Origin of the sequence: Streptomyces sp. R33 (assembly GCF_041200175.1) — a bacterium.
Lineage (GTDB): Bacteria > Actinomycetota > Actinomycetes > Streptomycetales > Streptomycetaceae > Streptomyces > Streptomyces katrae_B.
The window spans coordinates 6,036,376-6,050,885 of the sequence record NZ_CP165727.1; the positions used below are offsets into that span (position 1 = coordinate 6,036,376).

Here is a 14,510-nt window from a genome sequence, read left to right on the forward strand (position 1 = left end):
CGGGCGGGTTGCGGTCCGTACGGGGTGGACCGGTTACGGTGCGGGGGAGCGGGTCGGGCCTGCAGGCCGGGGCGCCGGACCGGTCAGCGGTCGGCGCGGAAGCGGTTCAGCAGGGCCGACGCCGGGTGCGGTCCCGCGTACTCGGGCTCGCGCGGCAGCCGGTGCGGCAGCGAGCCGTACCAGCTGCGCGAGACGGTGTAGCCGAACGCCAGGCAGAGCATGCCGCCCACGGCGTCCAGCCAGAAGTGGTTTGCGGTGGCCACGATCACCACGAGGGTGGCCGTCGGGTAGAGCAGGCCCAGGATCCGGGCCCAGGGGGCGGAGGCGACGGCGAAGATCGTCAGCCCGCACCAGAGCGACCACCCTATGTGCATGGAGGGCATGGCGGCGTACTGGTTCGACATGTGCTTGAGGTTGCCGGAGGCCATGGAGCCCCAGGTGTGGTGGACCAGCACGGTGTCGACGAAGTCCTGCCCGTTCATCAGCCGGGGCGGCGCGAGCGGGAAGAAGTAGTAGCCGACCAGGGCGACGCCCGTGGTGGCGAAGAGGACCAGGCGCGTGGCCGCGTAGCGCCCCGGATGGAAGCGGTAGATCCAGACCAGGACGGCGATGGTCACGATGAAGTGGAGCGTGGCGTAGTAGTAGTTCATGCCGACGATCAGCCACGTCACCGAGTTCACGGCGTGGTTGACCGACTGCTCCACAGCGATCCCGAGGGTGCGCTCGAGGCCCCACAGCCAGTCGGCGTTCGCGAGGGCGTCCGCCTTCTGCTCGGGCACCGCGTTGCGGATGAGTGAGTACGTCCAGTAACTGACCCCGATGAGCAGGATCTCGAACCAGATCCGGGGCCGGCGTGGGGCTCGCAACCGGGACAAATGGGTGCGCTGAGCGCCCGGACGAGTTTCGCTCTCGGTCACGTGGGGTGACGAGACTTCCGTCCGGGTTTCCAGTGTCTTCACGCTCGATTCACCCATGGGGAAAGAGTCTGCCAGATGCGTTCTCGCCTTCGATCATCCCTCGGGAGGGTCTGCGGCGCAGCTGCTCACCCCTGGGGACGAGACGGTCCCCTACGTTGCTGCGGACCGGAGGCGGTGGATCCGCGGACGACCAGTTCGGGCAGGAACACGAACTCGCTGTGCGGTGCCGGCGTACCGCCGATCTCCTCCAGGAGCGTGCGGACCGCCGCCTGCCCCATGGCCTGCACGGGCTGCCGGATGGTGGTGAGCGGCGGATCGGTGAACGCTATGAGAGGGGAGTCGTCGAAGCCGACGACCGAGACGTCCTGCGGCACCCGCAGCCCCTGCTGCCGGGCCGCCCGGATCGCCCCGAGCGCCATCATGTCGCTCGCGCACACGATGGCGGTGCAGCCGCGCGCGACGAGCGCGGCCGCGGCGGCCTGCCCGCCCTCCAGTGTGTAGAGGGAGTGCTGGATGAGCTCCTCGACCTCGGCCTCGTCGAGGCCGAGCCGCTCCTTCATCCCGAGCCGGAAGCCCTCGATCTTGCGCAGGACGGGCACGAACCGCTTGGGTCCGACCGCGAGCCCGATCCGGGTGTGCCCGAGCGCGGTCAGGTGGGTCACGGCGAGCTGCATCGCGGCGCGGTCGTCGGGGGAGACGAAGGGGGCCTGCACCTTGTCGGAGAACCCGTTGATGAGGACGTACGGGACGCCCTGCCCGCGGAGTTGGTCGTAGCGGCCCATGTCGGCCGTGGTGTCGGCGTGCAGCCCGGAGACGAAGATGATGCCGGAGACCCCGCGGTCGACGAGCATCTCGGTGAGCTCGTCCTCGGTGGACCCGCCGGGCGTCTGCGTGGCCAGCACCGGCGTGTACCCCTGCCGGGTCAGGGCCTGGCCGATGACCTGGGCGAGCGCCGGGAAGATGGGGTTGTCGAGCTCGGGGGTTATCAGGCCGACGAGCCCCGCGCTGCGCTGGCGCAGTTTCACGGGGCGCTCGTAGCCGAGCACGTCGAGCGCGGCCAGCACGGACTCGCGGGTGCCTGCGGCCACACCGGGCTTGCCGTTGAGCACGCGGCTGACTGTGGCTTCGCTGACCCCCGCCTGGGCTGCGATGTCGGCAAGCCGTGCGGTCACGGGATTGGACTGTACCGGTCCCCGGCTCACAAAGCCCACCACGTGCACGAATCCGCGGGCAGCAGCACGGTCCGGCCGTCCGTCTCGACCGGCGCGCTGGAGAGTACGGGGCGTCCCGGCGAGGGCAGTTCGAGCGGCTCGCAGCGGCTGTTGAAGGTGCAGGCGAAGCCGGGCCGGGTGAAGAGGAGGACGCCCGCGGGGGCGGGCAGCCAGGTCAGCGGGCCCGCGTCGGGGGCACCGAGGCCGGGCAGTGCGCGGCGCAGCTCCAGGGCGGCGCGGTACAGCTCGAGGGTGGAGTGCGGGTCGCCGGTCTGGGCGGCGACGCTCAGCGGGGCCCAGTCCGCGGGCTGCGGGAGCCAGCTGCCGGCCGGGCCGAAACCGTACGGGGGCTGCTCGCCGGACCAGGGCAGCGGGATCCGGCAGCCGTCGCGCAGTCCGTCCTGCCCGGCGGTGCGCAGGAAGGCGGGGTCCTGGCGCACGGCGTCGGGGAGGTCGTCTACCTCGGGCAGGCCGAGCTCCTCGCCCTGGTAGAGGTACGCGGAGCCGGGCAGGGCGAGCATCAGCAGGGCGGCGGCCCGGGCCCGGGCCAGCCCCTGTGCGCCGCCGCCGTAGCGGGTGACGTGGCGTACGACGTCGTGGTTGGACAGCACCCAGGTGGTGGGGGCGCCGACGGAGGCGGTGGCGGCCAGGGACTCGTCGATGACGGTCCGCATCGCCCGGGCGTCCCACGGGCAGTTCAGGAAGCGGAAGTTGAAGGCCTGGTGCAGCTCGTCGGGCCGGACGTACAGGGCGAGCCGCTCGGAGGTCGGCGCCCAGGCCTCGGCGACGCCGATGCGCGGGCCCGGGTAGGAGTCGAGCAGCCGCCGCCAGGAGCGGTGGATCTCGTGCACGCCGTCCTGGTCGAAGAAGGGGAGCGGCTCGGTGCCGATCAGGGTGGCCTGGGCGCCGCGGCCGATGTCGGGCAGGCCGGAGGCCTTGACCATGCCGTGGGCGACGTCGATGCGGAAGCCGTCGACGCCGAGGTCGAGCCAGAAGCGCAGGACGGAGGCGAACTCCTCCGCGACCTCGGGGTGCTCCCAGTTCAGGTCGGGCTGCTCGGGGGCGAAGAGGTGCAGGTACCAGGCGCCGTCCGGGGTCCGGGTCCAGGCGGGGCCGCCGAAGACGGACTCCCAGTCGTTGGGCGGGCGCTCCCCGTGGGGTCCGCGTCCGGGGCGGAAGTGGTAGCGGGCCCGGGCCCGGACCCCGGCCGGGCTGCCCGGGTCCGCGGTCAGGGCCTCCTGGAACCAGACGTGCCGGTCGGAGGTGTGGTTGGGGACCACGTCCACGATGACCCGCAGGCCCAGCGCGTGGGCGGCCCGGACGAGCTCGTCGGCGTCGGAGAGGTCCCCGAAGAGGGGGTCGACGGCCCGGTAGTCGGCGACGTCGTAACCGCCGTCGGCCTGCGGGGAGACGTAGAAAGGGGTGAGCCAGACGGCGTCGACCCCGAGCCGGGCCAGGTGGGGCAGGCGCGTGCGCACCCCGCGGAGGTCGCCGATGCCGTCGCCGTCGCTGTCCGCGAAGGACCGTACGTACACCTGATAGATGACGGCATCGCGCCACCAGCCGACGCTTTCGGTCGCCTTGCTGGAAGCGCTTGCAAGCCGGGATGCTGTCAGCTCATGGGTCATACCGGTGTCAACGCGGGTACATGCCCCCTGGTTGCGGGCCTGATGACCCGAAGGAAGTTCGAACAACCAGCAAGCAGCGGCAACCGTCAGGACACACGGATGTAACGATCGGCCTTGCTTGCAGAAAATTGCCGCAAGCTCTTTCGGTCGGCTTTCAGGCTTGTTACGTTCCCTGCAACTCGGGACCGCGAGGGAGCGGCCGGGATCATCGAAGGAGTTCATATGCGGCGTGGCATAGCGGCCACCGCGCTGGTCGCGACCCTGGCGCTCGCGGCGACGGCTTGCGGTGGGGACGACAAGGACGCGGCCGGCGAGGCCAAGGCGGGCGGCGAGCTTTCCGGCACGGTCACGTGGTGGGACACCTCGAACGACGCCGAGAAGGCCAGCTTCCAGAAGATCGCCGAGGCGTTCACCGCGAAGCACCCGAAGGTCACCGTCAAGTACGTCAACGTCCCGTACGGCGACGCGCAGAACAAGGTCAAGAACGCCTTCAGCAGCGGTTCCGAAGCCCCTGACGTGATCCGCGCGGACGTCGGCTGGGTCGCCGACTTCGCGTCCCTCGGCTACCTCGACGAGGTCCCGGCCGAGACGGCCAAGAAGGTCGACGCCGAGTTCCTGCCGCAGGCCGCGGCCAGCGGCAAGTTCGAGGGCAAGACCTACGCGGTCCCGCAGGTCATCGACACCCTCGGCCTCTTCTACAACAAGAAGATGCTCGCGGACGCCGGCGTCCAGCCCCCCAAGACGCTGGAAGAGGTGAAGACGGCCGCCGCCGCCATCAAGGCGAAGACCGGCAAGGCCGGCCTCTACCTGCGCGGCGACGACTCCTACTGGTTCCTCCCCCTCATCTACGGCGAGGGCGGCGACCTGGTCGACGCGAAGAACAAGACGGTCACCGTCGACAACGCGGCGGGCGTCAAGGCGTTCAAGACCGCCCGCGACCTGGTCACCTCCGGCGCGGCGATCACCAACGCCACCGACGGCTGGGTCAACATGCAGACCGCCTTCAAGTCGGGCGAAGCCGCGATGATGATCAACGGCCCGTGGGCCGTCGCCGACACCTACGCCGGCGACCAGTTCAAGGACAAGGCCAACCTCGGCGTCGCCGCCGTCCCGGCCGGCTCCGCCAAGGCCGGCGCCCCGCAGGGCGGCCACGACCTCGCCGTCTACGCCGGCTCCAAGAACCGTGCCGCCGCGCACGCCTTCGTGGAGTACATGACCTCGCAGGACGTGCAGGTGCAGTCCACCAAGGAGCTCAGCCTGCTCCCGACGCGGACCGCCGCCTACGAGCAGCCCGACGTCAAGTCCAGCGAGATGGTCCAGTTCTTCAAGCCGGCGGTGGACAAGGCCGTCGAGCGCGCCTGGATCCCGGAGAACGGCTCCCTCTTCGAGCCGCTGAAGGTCGAGTACACCAAGGCGATCACCGGGGCCTCGAGCCCGGAGGACGCGGCCAAGGCGGCCGGCGTCGAGTTCCGCAAGATCCTCAAGGGCTGGAAGTAGAAAAGACAATGGCTGCTCACACCAGCCAGTCGGTGGCGAAGGCCGCGGGCAGCGACGGGGAGGACACCGTCGCCGCCCGCGGCCGGAGCCGCAGGACTGACAGCGCGAAGCGCGGTGGACTGGGGCGCGCCCTGGCCACCCACTGGTACGCCTGGGCCATGGTCGCCCCGGTGGTGCTCGTCCTCGGCGTGATCATCGGCTGGCCGCTCGTCCGCGGCATTTACCTGTCGCTGACCGACGCCAACGAGCGCAATGTCGCCCGTACGATCGGCGCCAACCACATCGAGGCCACGTACAAGTTCGTCGGCCTCGACAACTACGCGGACGTCCTGGCCGACCCGGTGTTCCTGCAGCGGCTGGTGTGGACGGTGATGTGGACCGTCCTGTGCGTGTCGATCACGTTCACGCTCGGACTGGCCCTGGCCAACATGCTCAACCGGGACTTCCGGGGCCGCGCCGCCTACCGGATGGCGCTCATCCTGCCCTGGGCGGTCCCCGGCTTCGTCTCCGTCTTCGCCTGGCGGTTCCTCTTCAACCGCGACAGCGGCATCCTCAACAAGATCCTCGACGGTGGCGGCATCTCCGCGATCCCGTGGCTCGACGACCCGACGTGGGCGAAGTTCTCCGTCGTCGCCGTCAACGTCTGGCTCGGCGTCCCCTTCATGATGGTCGCCCTGCTCGGCGGGCTGCAGTCGATCCCCGGCGAGCTGTACGAGGCCGCCGAGATGGACGGCGCCACGGCCTGGCAGCGGTTCCGGCACATCACCCTGCCCGGGCTGCGCACGGTGAGCATGACCGTGATCCTGCTCTCCACCATCTGGACCTTCAACATGTTCCCGGTGATCTTCCTGCTGACGCGGGGCGGACCGGGCGACTCCACCGAGATCCTGGTGACCCAGGCCTTCCGCGAGGCCTTCGTGGCCAGCCCGCGCGACTTCGCGGGCTCTGCGACCTGGGGCGTGCTCATCCTCGCCCTGCTCATGATCTTCGCGCTGGTCTACCGGCGCTCGCTGCGCAAGCAGGGAGAGGTGTGGTGACCATGACGACCGACACCGTGACCACCGGAACCGCGACGACCGGCACCGCGACGGCCACCGTTTCCGTGCGCAAGCGGGGCGAGCGTTCGCCGCTCGCCTCCGCCGGGCTGCACGTGACCCTGATCGTCGCGTCCGTGATCGCCGTCTTCCCCGTGCTGTGGGTCCTGCTGACCTCGATCAAGCCCGCGAAGCACGCCATCTCCACGGACTTCGTGAAGGAACCGACCCTCGACAACTACCGCTACCTGGTGGAGTCGACCTCCTTCTTCACCTGGTTCGGCAACTCCGTGCTCGTCGCCGGCATCACCACCGTCCTCGGTGTGTTCATCGCCGCCACGACGGGCTACGCGGTCAGCCGGTTCAAGTTCCCCGGCATGAAGCCGCTGATGTGGACCCTGCTCATCACGCAGATGTTCCCGATGGCCATCCTCATCGTCCCGCTCTACAACCTCATGGGAGAGCTGGGGCTGCTGAACCAGCCGCTCGGCCTGATCATCACCTACCTCACCATCGCGGTGCCGTTCTGCGCCTGGATGATGAAGGGCTTCTTCGACACCATCCCGGTCGAGATCGACGAATCCGGCCGCGTCGACGGGCTCAACCCCTTCGGCACCTTCTGGCGCCTGATCCTCCCGCTGGCCAAGCCCGGCCTCGCCGTCACCGGCTTCTACTCGTTCATCACCGCCTGGGGCGAAGTCGCGTACGCCTCCGCCTTCATGGTCGGCGACGAACACCTCACCCTCGCCGGGGGCCTGCAGACCTTCGTCACGCAGTACACCTCCAACTGGGGTGCGATGAGTGCCGCTTCGGTCCTCATCGCCATCCCCGCGGCCATCTTCTTCCTCTTCGCCCAGCGTCACCTCGTCGCCGGGATGACGGCAGGCGCGACCAAGGGCTGACGCCCCTCCCGCGACCCAGGGCTGACCCCCCTGCCTGCCCCCTCTCACCCCCGGCCCGATCTCTCCAAGGACGACATGACCCAGCACCTCGCCGACGCACTGCCTTCGGACAGTGGCCTTCCCACCACCACCGGCACCCGGCCCGGCTGGTGGAGAGAAGCGGTGATCTACCAGGTCTATCCGCGCAGCTTCGCCGACTCCAACGGGGACGGCATGGGGGACCTCGAAGGCATCCGCAGCCGACTGCCCTACCTCAAGGAGCTGGGCGTCGACGCCGTCTGGCTCAGCCCGTTCTACGCCTCCCCGCAGGCCGACGCCGGCTACGACGTCGCCGACTACCGGGCCATCGACCCCATGTTCGGCACCCTGCACGACGCCGACGCCGTGATCCGCGAAGCGCATGAGCTGGGCCTGCGGATCATCGTGGACCTCGTCCCGAACCACTGCTCCGACCAGCACGAATGGTTCAAGCAGGCCCTGCGGGAAGGTCCCGGTTCCCCGCTGCGCGAGCGCTTCCACTTCCGTCCGGGGCGCGGGGCGGGCGGTGCGGAGCCGCCCAACGACTGGGAGTCCATCTTCGGCGGGCCGGCGTGGACGCGGGTCGCCGACGGCGAGTGGTACCTGCACCTCTTCGCTCCCGAGCAGCCCGACTTCAACTGGGAACACCCGGCGGTGCAGGACGAGTTCCGCTCCGTGCTCCGGTTCTGGCTCGACCTGGGGGTCGACGGCTTCCGCATCGACGTCGCCCACGGGCTCGTCAAGGCCCCCGGCCTGCCCGACCTCGGCCGCGACGAGCAGCTCAAGCTGCTCGGCAACCAGGTGCTGCCCTTCTTCGACCAGGACGGCGTCCACGAGATCTACCGAGCCTGGCGCAAGGTCCTCGACGAGTACGCGGGGGACCGCATCGGCGTCGCCGAGGCCTGGACCCCCAGCAACGACCGCACCGCCCTCTACGTGCGCCACGACGAGCTGCACCAGGCGTTCAACTTCCACTACCTGACCACGGGCTGGGATGCGGACGCGCTGCGCGCCACCATCGACGACTCGCTCGACGCGATGCGCCCCGTCGGCGCCCCCAGCACATGGGTGCTCTCCAACCACGACGTGGTCCGGCACGCCACCCGCTTCGCCGACGGCGATCCGGCACTCGGCCTGCGCCGGGCGCGGGCCGCCGCGCTGCTGATGCTGGCGCTGCCCGGGTCGGCGTACGTCTACCAGGGCGAGGAGCTCGGCCTGCCGGAGGTGACCGATCTGCCGGACGAGGTGCGCCAGGACCCCTCCTTCTTCAAGGAGAACGGCCAGGACGGGCTGCGCGACGGCTGCCGCGTGCCGATCCCGTGGTCGGGCGAGCAGGCCCCGTACGGCTTCGGCGACGGCGGCAGCTGGCTGCCCCAGCCGGCGGAGTGGGCCGGCCTGAGCGTTGCGGCCCAGACGGGCGACCCGGCCTCGACGCTGGAGCTGTACCGGTCGGCGCTGCGGATCCGCCGGGAGCGTTCCGACCTGGGCGCGGGCGACGCGGTGGAGTGGCTGCAGACGCCGGAGGCTGCGGAGGGCGTGCTGGCGTTCCGGCGCGGGGACTTCGTCTGCACGGTCAACACGACGGGCGAGCCGGTGCGGATGTCCGCGCCGGGGACGGTGCTGCTGGCCAGCGGGGACCTCGCGGAGCCGGACGTGCTGCCCGCCGACACGGCGGTGTGGTGGCAGGGGTGACCTCCCCGCTCCGGCTGACGGACATCGCCGCGCAGGCCCAGGTCAGCGAGGCGACGGTCAGCCGTGTGCTCAACGGCAAGGCGGGCGTGGCGGCCGGCACCCGGCACAAGGTGCTGGCCGCCATGGACCTGCTCGGCTACGAGCGGCCCGTGCGGCTGCGGCGGCGGAGCAACGGGCTGGTGGGGCTCCTGATCCCGGAGCTCACCAACCCGATCTTCCCGGCGTTCGCGCAGGTCATAGAGCAGGCGCTGGCGGGGCACGGGTACACGCCGGTGCTGTGCACGCAGACGCCGGGCGGGGCCACCGAGGACGAGCTGGTGGAACAGCTCGAGGAGCGGGGCGTGACGGGGATCGTCTTCCTGTCCGGCCTGCACGCGGACTCGACGCTGGACCCGTCCCGCTACCAGCGGCTGTCGTCGAGGGGTGTCCCCTTCGTCCTGATCAACGGCTTCAACGAGCACGTGAACGCCCCGTTCATCTCCCCGGACGACCGGGCGGCGGCCGACATGGCGGTACGTCACCTCGCGGACCTGGGGCACCGGCGGATCGGCCTGGCGATAGGGCCGACCCGCTACGTCCCGTCGGCCCGCAAGGAGGCGGGGTTCGTCGCCGCCGTGCCGGATGCGGAGTCCCAGGGGCTCATCCAGCGCACGCTGTTCACGGTGGAGGGCGGCCACGCGGCGGGCGGAGCCCTGCTGGACCGCGGCTGCACCGGCATCGTGTGCGGCAGCGACCCGATGGCGCTCGGCGTCATCCGCGCGGTGCGTGAGCGGGGGCTGCGGGTGCCGGAGGACGTGTCGGTGGTCGGCTTCGACGACTCGCCGCTGATCGCCTTCACGGACCCGCCGCTGACGACGATCCGCCAGCCGGTCCGCGCGATGGCGACGGCGGCGGTCGGAGCCCTCCTGGAGGCGGTCGGCGGCACCCCGGTCCAGCGCACGGAGTACGTCTTCCAGCCGGAACTGGTGGTGAGGGGATCGACGGCCCAGGTTCCGGAGGACTAGGGGGTGTCGTCAAAGTCCCTCCCCCAGCTACCGCTGGGAGGTGCCCCCAGGCCGGCGGGCGGACGACGCTACTTTGACGACACCCCCTAGCGGCTCGCGGGGGTCCCGGGGGTGGGGGGACCCCCGCGTGTCTTACGCCACGACCTTGCCGACGCCGCCCAGGGGCTGGGCGGCGCGTTGGGCGATCTGCCAGAGCTGGCCTTCGCGGTTGCTGACGTAGATCTGGCCGTCGGCGGTGTCCAGCGCGAGGCCTTCGCACGTCGCCAGACCGCCGGCCACCACCCGCTGCGAGCCGTCGGCCAGGGTGATCTCGTGCAGGCGGCCGCCGTTCTGATGGTCGACGGTGTACGCCTTGCCGTCGCCGATGAGCTCGATGCGCATGGCGCTCGCCCCGGACAGGGTGGTCAGGAGGCGCTTCGTGCCGTCGGCGAGGCTGACCTCGTACAGGTTGCCGCCGTGGTCCTTCTGGCCGACGTACGCCTTGCCCTTGCCGTCGAGCGCCACTGCGCCGACGCCGACCGGCAGGCCGGTGGCGACCGTGGTCTTCTGCCCGCTCTGCAGGTCGACCGCGGTGAGCTTCCCTTCGCTGTGACTGATGACGTAGGCCGTGCCCCTGCCGTCCAGCGCGAGGCCGTACGCGCCCGGGACACTTGCGACCGCACCGGAGGTGCCGGTGGACAGGTCCACCGCGAGCAGGCGACCGTTGCCGTAGTCGGCGGCGTAGGCCTTGCCCTTGCCGTCCAGCTTCACATCGCAGATGTCGCCCAGGCCGCTCGCGACCACGCGCTGCGCGCCGGTGGCGATCTTCACCGCGGACAGCTTCTGGCCGCCCCGGTCGGCGACGTACGCCGTGTTCTGCGCCGGGTCCACCGCGAGGCCTTCGGACGTCCCCAGGCCCGTCGTGATCAGGGCGTAGCCCCTCCTGTCGCCGATCATCTTCGACAGGTCCTCGAGCTTCGGCATGTCTTCTTCGCTGATGGTCGGCCGAGGCGGTCCGGCCGCCTTCAGGGTCGAGGAGGCCATGCCGGACGTGGAACCGGGGTTCTCGGCGACCTGACGCTGACCGGCGGACGTTTCGTTGATCTTTTGGAAGAGGGGGCTGAGGAAGCCCATGACGTCGAAGGCTCCGTGCGCCGTCTGACGTACGAGCCACGGGTCGCGCTCACTCTCCAGTTTGCGTACCGCCTCCGAGACGTCCCCGGCGCCAGGGGCGTCGTTGTTGAGCGATTCAGCGGATCGTTTGGCGGAGTCGGCTTCGCTTCCGCCGCTGTTGAAGATGTTTTCAAAGGACATGAGTTTTCCTCCTGAGCTGCCCGGCGGTTGTGGAATCACCCCTTGTAGAGCGGCTGTTTCTGGCTCGAATAATCAAGGGTTTCAGGCTGGAAGACCCGGTGTTCCCCGGTGCGGACGGCGACGATTTCGGCCGCCCCCTTCTGCATGAACCGCTTGCCTTCGTCGGCCAGATCGAAATGGCTGCCATCCGTGACGGAATCGCCGAGTTTCCATGCGATGACCTGGGAGAATTTCGGGTCCTTGGACTGCGGGGGAGTCTCCTTGACCGCCACCGGCTTGGGGTAGTACAAGGCGATCCAGCCGCCGAAGGTGACCGGGAATTCATAATCGAACTGCCTCACCTGACGTCGTGTCGTGGCCATGACGTCCGCTCGGCTCATCACTTCCAGGCTGACCGATGACTGGTGCTTCCATTCAGTGGTCAGCGAACCGCTGACAGAGGCGGTGATTCCGAGGAGAAGATCTGCCCATAATTCCCCGGTGCCCGTGACGGAAGTCGAGGCCGTTGTCGTATTCGTCGCTTCTGTATGGGACTCGTTGTCGACGCCCTGATTGTCCTTGCTGTTCTTCAGGGTGGTCTTCTGGAACTGCATCATCGCCATGCTCTTCTGCAGCTGCTCCTGCAGCGATGCGGTGGACTTCGCCCCGAAGGTGAGCTTCACCTCCCCTTGGAGCGACCAGCTGATCGTGTTCGAAATCGAGAATTCAACCGTGTCCGTAACGGTGATTTTGATGGGGTCGGTTCCGTTGATGTACGTCTGCTTGGAGATCATGTCGGGCGGGGGCTGTGTGATGTCGCTCCGCTCTTCGACGACCGGTACACCCATGTTCATGTAGGCGCGCCAGCCGCGTTCGTGCGCCGCCTTCTCCTCCTGGGGGAAGGTGCCGTATCGCACCTTGTTCAGGCAGAATCCTATGGGGCCGACCGACTCTCCCCCTTTTTCGGTGGCCCTCTTGAGTGCAGGATTCCTCAGGATGTTGCGCTTCAGGATCTCCTCCGCCTTGGCGGCGATTTCGAGCTCCTCCTGGTTCCGGGTCGTGAGCGGATGGCGCATGAATACATCGTTGATATAAGCCTTGCCCACGTCGCTCGTCATGCTGCTTGTCGCCATGTTCTCGGGGCCTCCTTGCGTTCCGGAATGGGATGATTGTCGTCGCGCCCTCTGGGTGCAGGGTGAAACTACGTGGGCGACGCCGGGTGACCGCCCCGCCGAAATGGCCAGGCTGGCGAAAAGCGGACAGTCCCGCTGACCACTTGCTTGATCGTTCTTCGGGCGGGCGCCCGGCCGGCCCACCCGCTGTCACCTGCGCATGCGTGGGTGCGGAACGTGGCCGGATCCGTCGTTTTGAGCGGTTCGCGTGGCTGCGGAGTGTGAGGAAGTGGCGGGGAAGCGGTGCCCGTGGGGGGTGCGGGCCTGATCCGCGGAGGTGCAGGGCGGCCGGTCCGCGGCTCCCGTACGACCCGGCTGTCCGGCAGGACACGCCCCGGAAACAATTCTGCAATCTCTTGCGCAAACTCTTGCAGCGCTCCTACCTGGCCCCTACGGTCGCTGCAATCCCCACCTCTTCCGCCAGGAGGCCCCCCGCATGCCTGCCAGAGCCGTCAGAGCTGCAACTCTTTTCGCCGCGACTGCACTTGCCGCCGCCGCCCTCACCGGCCCGGCACCGCAGGCCGTGGCCGCGGCACCCGGCGACAAGGACGTCACGGCCGTGCTGTTCGAGTGGCGCTTCGAGTCCGTCGCCAAGGCCTGCACCGATGCGCTCGGGCCCGCCGGGTACGGGTACGTCCAGGTCTCGCCGCCGCAGGAGCACATCCAGGGCTCGCAGTGGTGGACCTCGTACCAGCCCGTCAGCTACAAGATCGCCGGGCGGCTCGGGGACCGGGCCGCGTTCAAGGCCATGGTCGACACCTGCCACGCCGCCGGGGTGAAGGTCGTCGCCGACTCCGTGATCAACCACATGGCCGCCGGCGACGGTGTGGGGACCGGCGGATCGTCGTACACGAAGTACGGCTATCCCGGCCTCTACTCCGGCTCCGACATGGACGACTGCCGAGCGACCATCTCCAACTACCAGGACCGGGCCAACATCCAGAACTGCGAGCTCGTCCAGCTGGCCGATCTGGACACGGGCGAGGACTACGTGCGCGGGCGGATCGCCGCGTACCTGAACGACCTGCTGTCGCTGGGCGTCGACGGCTTCCGGATCGACGCCGCCAAGCACATGCCCGCCGCGGACCTGGCCAACATCAAGTCCCGGCTGACCAACCCGGGCGCGTACTGGAAGCAGGAGGCGATCCACGGGGCCGGTGAGGCCGTCTCACCGTCCGAGTACCTCGGCAACGGCGACGTGCAGGAATTCCGTTACGCCCGGGACCTCAAGCGGGTCTTCCAGAACGAGAACCTCGCCTACCTGAAGAACTTCGGCGAGGCCTGGGGGTACATGGCCGGTTCCCAGTCCGCCGTCTTCGTCGACAACCACGACACCGAGCGGGTCGGCGACACCCTCAACTACAAGGACGGCTCCGCCTACACCCTCGCGAGCGTCTTCATGCTGGCCTGGCCGTACGGGTCCCCCGACGTCCACTCCGGCTACGAGTGGACCGACAAGGACGCCGGTCCGCCGAACGGCGGCACGGTGAACGCCTGTTACGCCGACGGGTGGAAGTGCCAGCACACCTGGCGGGAGATCTCCTCCATGGTCGGCTTCCGCAACGCGGCCCGCGGCCAGGCCGTCACCAACTGGTGGGACAACGGCGGCGACCAGATCGCCTTCGGGCGCGGCGCCAAGGCGTACGTCGCCCTCAACCACGAGGGCGCGGCCCTCACCCGGACCTTCCAGAGCTCGCTCCCGGCCGGCGACTACTGCGACGTGCAGAGCGGCCGCACGGTGAACGTGAACTCCGCCGGGCAGTTCACCGCCACCCTCGGGGCCGGTACCGCCCTCGCCCTGCACGTGAACGCCCGTACCTGCGGCGGCGGGACGACTCCGCCGCCGGCGGCCGCGGGCGCCTCGTTCGCCGTCAACGCCACCACCGCCCCCGGGCAGAACATCTACGTCACCGGGGACCGCGCCGAGCTCGGCGGCTGGAACACCGGCAGCGCCCTCAAGCTCGACCCGGCGGCCTACCCCGTCTGGAAGCTCGACGTGCCGCTCCCGGCCGGGACCGCGTTCTCGTACAAGTACCTCCGCAAGGACGCCGCCGGGAACGTCACCTGGGAGAGCGGGGCCAACCGCGCCGCCACCGTCCCGGCGAGCGGCAAGGTCGTGCTGAACGACACCTGGCGCAACTGAACCCCTCCCTCCGCAGACCA

The 14,510-nt window shown here is 69.5% G+C and carries 11 protein-coding genes; 6 read left to right on the top strand and 5 right to left on the bottom strand.

The annotated features are described in order from the left end of the window. Positions 1-83: 83 nt before the first annotated feature. The 3 genes from AB5J51_RS27815 to AB5J51_RS27825 form a co-directional block, all read right to left on the bottom strand. Entirely contained in the window at positions 84-974 is an 891-nt protein-coding gene (locus AB5J51_RS27815; RefSeq protein WP_133898220.1) for a phosphatase PAP2 family protein, read from the bottom strand. Between the two features lie 68 nt (positions 975-1,042). After that, positions 1,043-2,089 carry a LacI family DNA-binding transcriptional regulator gene (locus AB5J51_RS27820; RefSeq protein ID WP_369778942.1) on the bottom strand — a complete coding sequence of 349 codons (1,047 nt, stop codon included), beginning with the start codon at positions 2,087-2,089 and terminating at the stop codon, positions 1,043-1,045. 26 nt (positions 2,090-2,115) lie between these two features. After that, a complete protein-coding gene (locus AB5J51_RS27825) occupies positions 2,116-3,756 on the bottom strand; it encodes an alpha-amylase family glycosyl hydrolase (RefSeq protein WP_369778943.1) in 1,641 nt (546 codons plus the stop codon). 222 nt (positions 3,757-3,978) lie between these two features. Between AB5J51_RS27825 and AB5J51_RS27830 the strand changes: the two genes are divergently transcribed. From AB5J51_RS27830 to AB5J51_RS27850, 5 genes are all read left to right on the top strand, one after another. After that, on the top strand, positions 3,979-5,253 hold the full coding sequence (locus AB5J51_RS27830; protein ID WP_053785088.1) for an extracellular solute-binding protein: 1,275 nt from the start codon (positions 3,979-3,981) through the stop codon (positions 5,251-5,253). An 8-nt stretch (positions 5,254-5,261) separates the two neighbouring features. Beyond that, positions 5,262-6,290 carry a carbohydrate ABC transporter permease gene (locus AB5J51_RS27835; RefSeq protein ID WP_053785089.1) on the top strand — a complete coding sequence of 343 codons (1,029 nt, stop codon included), beginning with the start codon at positions 5,262-5,264 and terminating at the stop codon, positions 6,288-6,290. Positions 6,291-6,292: 2 nt separating this feature from the next. Next, positions 6,293-7,189 (top strand): sugar ABC transporter permease, encoded by an 897-nt coding sequence (locus AB5J51_RS27840; RefSeq protein ID WP_053785090.1) that lies wholly within the window; start codon positions 6,293-6,295, stop codon positions 7,187-7,189. A 75-nt stretch (positions 7,190-7,264) separates the two neighbouring features. Next, positions 7,265-8,899: a glycoside hydrolase family 13 protein gene (locus tag AB5J51_RS27845; RefSeq protein WP_136224542.1), complete on the top strand. Its 1,635-nt coding sequence runs from the start codon at positions 7,265-7,267 to the stop codon at positions 8,897-8,899. Continuing rightward, positions 8,887-9,903, top strand: a complete 1,017-nt coding sequence (locus tag AB5J51_RS27850) for a LacI family DNA-binding transcriptional regulator (RefSeq protein WP_234381897.1) — start codon at positions 8,887-8,889, stop codon at positions 9,901-9,903. The genes AB5J51_RS27845 and AB5J51_RS27850 overlap by 13 nt, the downstream gene beginning before the upstream one ends. A 132-nt stretch (positions 9,904-10,035) precedes the next feature. Here the strand turns inward: AB5J51_RS27850 and AB5J51_RS27855 are convergent, their stop codons facing one another. Both AB5J51_RS27855 and AB5J51_RS27860 read right to left on the bottom strand, forming a co-directional pair. Next, the gene (locus AB5J51_RS27855; RefSeq protein WP_369778944.1) at positions 10,036-11,196 is read right to left on the bottom strand and encodes a hypothetical protein; all 1,161 of its coding nucleotides are present in this window, start codon (positions 11,194-11,196) and stop codon (positions 10,036-10,038) included. Between the two features lie 35 nt (positions 11,197-11,231). Continuing rightward, positions 11,232-12,308 (bottom strand): gluconolaconase, encoded by a 1,077-nt coding sequence (locus AB5J51_RS27860; protein WP_136224544.1) that lies wholly within the window; start codon positions 12,306-12,308, stop codon positions 11,232-11,234. A gap of 475 nt (positions 12,309-12,783) precedes the next feature. Between AB5J51_RS27860 and AB5J51_RS27865 the strand changes: the two genes are divergently transcribed. Beyond that, the gene (locus tag AB5J51_RS27865) at positions 12,784-14,490 is read left to right on the top strand and encodes a carbohydrate-binding module family 20 domain-containing protein (RefSeq protein WP_369778945.1); all 1,707 of its coding nucleotides are present in this window, start codon (positions 12,784-12,786) and stop codon (positions 14,488-14,490) included. The last annotated feature ends 20 nt before the right edge of the window (positions 14,491-14,510 follow it).

Coding starts and splice junctions, on each gene's coding strand:
- AB5J51_RS27815 (WP_133898220.1), bottom strand. CDS start 974: ATGGGTGAATCGAGCGTGAAGACACTGGAAACCCGGACGGAAGTCTCG.
- AB5J51_RS27825 (WP_369778943.1), bottom strand. CDS start 3,756: ATGACCCATGAGCTGACAGCATCCCGGCTTGCAAGCGCTTCCAGCAAG.
- AB5J51_RS27830 (WP_053785088.1), top strand. CDS start 3,979: ATGCGGCGTGGCATAGCGGCCACCGCGCTGGTCGCGACCCTGGCGCTC.
- AB5J51_RS27835 (WP_053785089.1), top strand. CDS start 5,262: ATGGCTGCTCACACCAGCCAGTCGGTGGCGAAGGCCGCGGGCAGCGAC.
- AB5J51_RS27840 (WP_053785090.1), top strand. CDS start 6,293: ATGACGACCGACACCGTGACCACCGGAACCGCGACGACCGGCACCGCG.
- AB5J51_RS27845 (WP_136224542.1), top strand. CDS start 7,265: ATGACCCAGCACCTCGCCGACGCACTGCCTTCGGACAGTGGCCTTCCC.
- AB5J51_RS27855 (WP_369778944.1), bottom strand. CDS start 11,196: ATGTCCTTTGAAAACATCTTCAACAGCGGCGGAAGCGAAGCCGACTCC.
- AB5J51_RS27860 (WP_136224544.1), bottom strand. CDS start 12,308: ATGGCGACAAGCAGCATGACGAGCGACGTGGGCAAGGCTTATATCAAC.
- AB5J51_RS27865 (WP_369778945.1), top strand. CDS start 12,784: ATGCCTGCCAGAGCCGTCAGAGCTGCAACTCTTTTCGCCGCGACTGCA.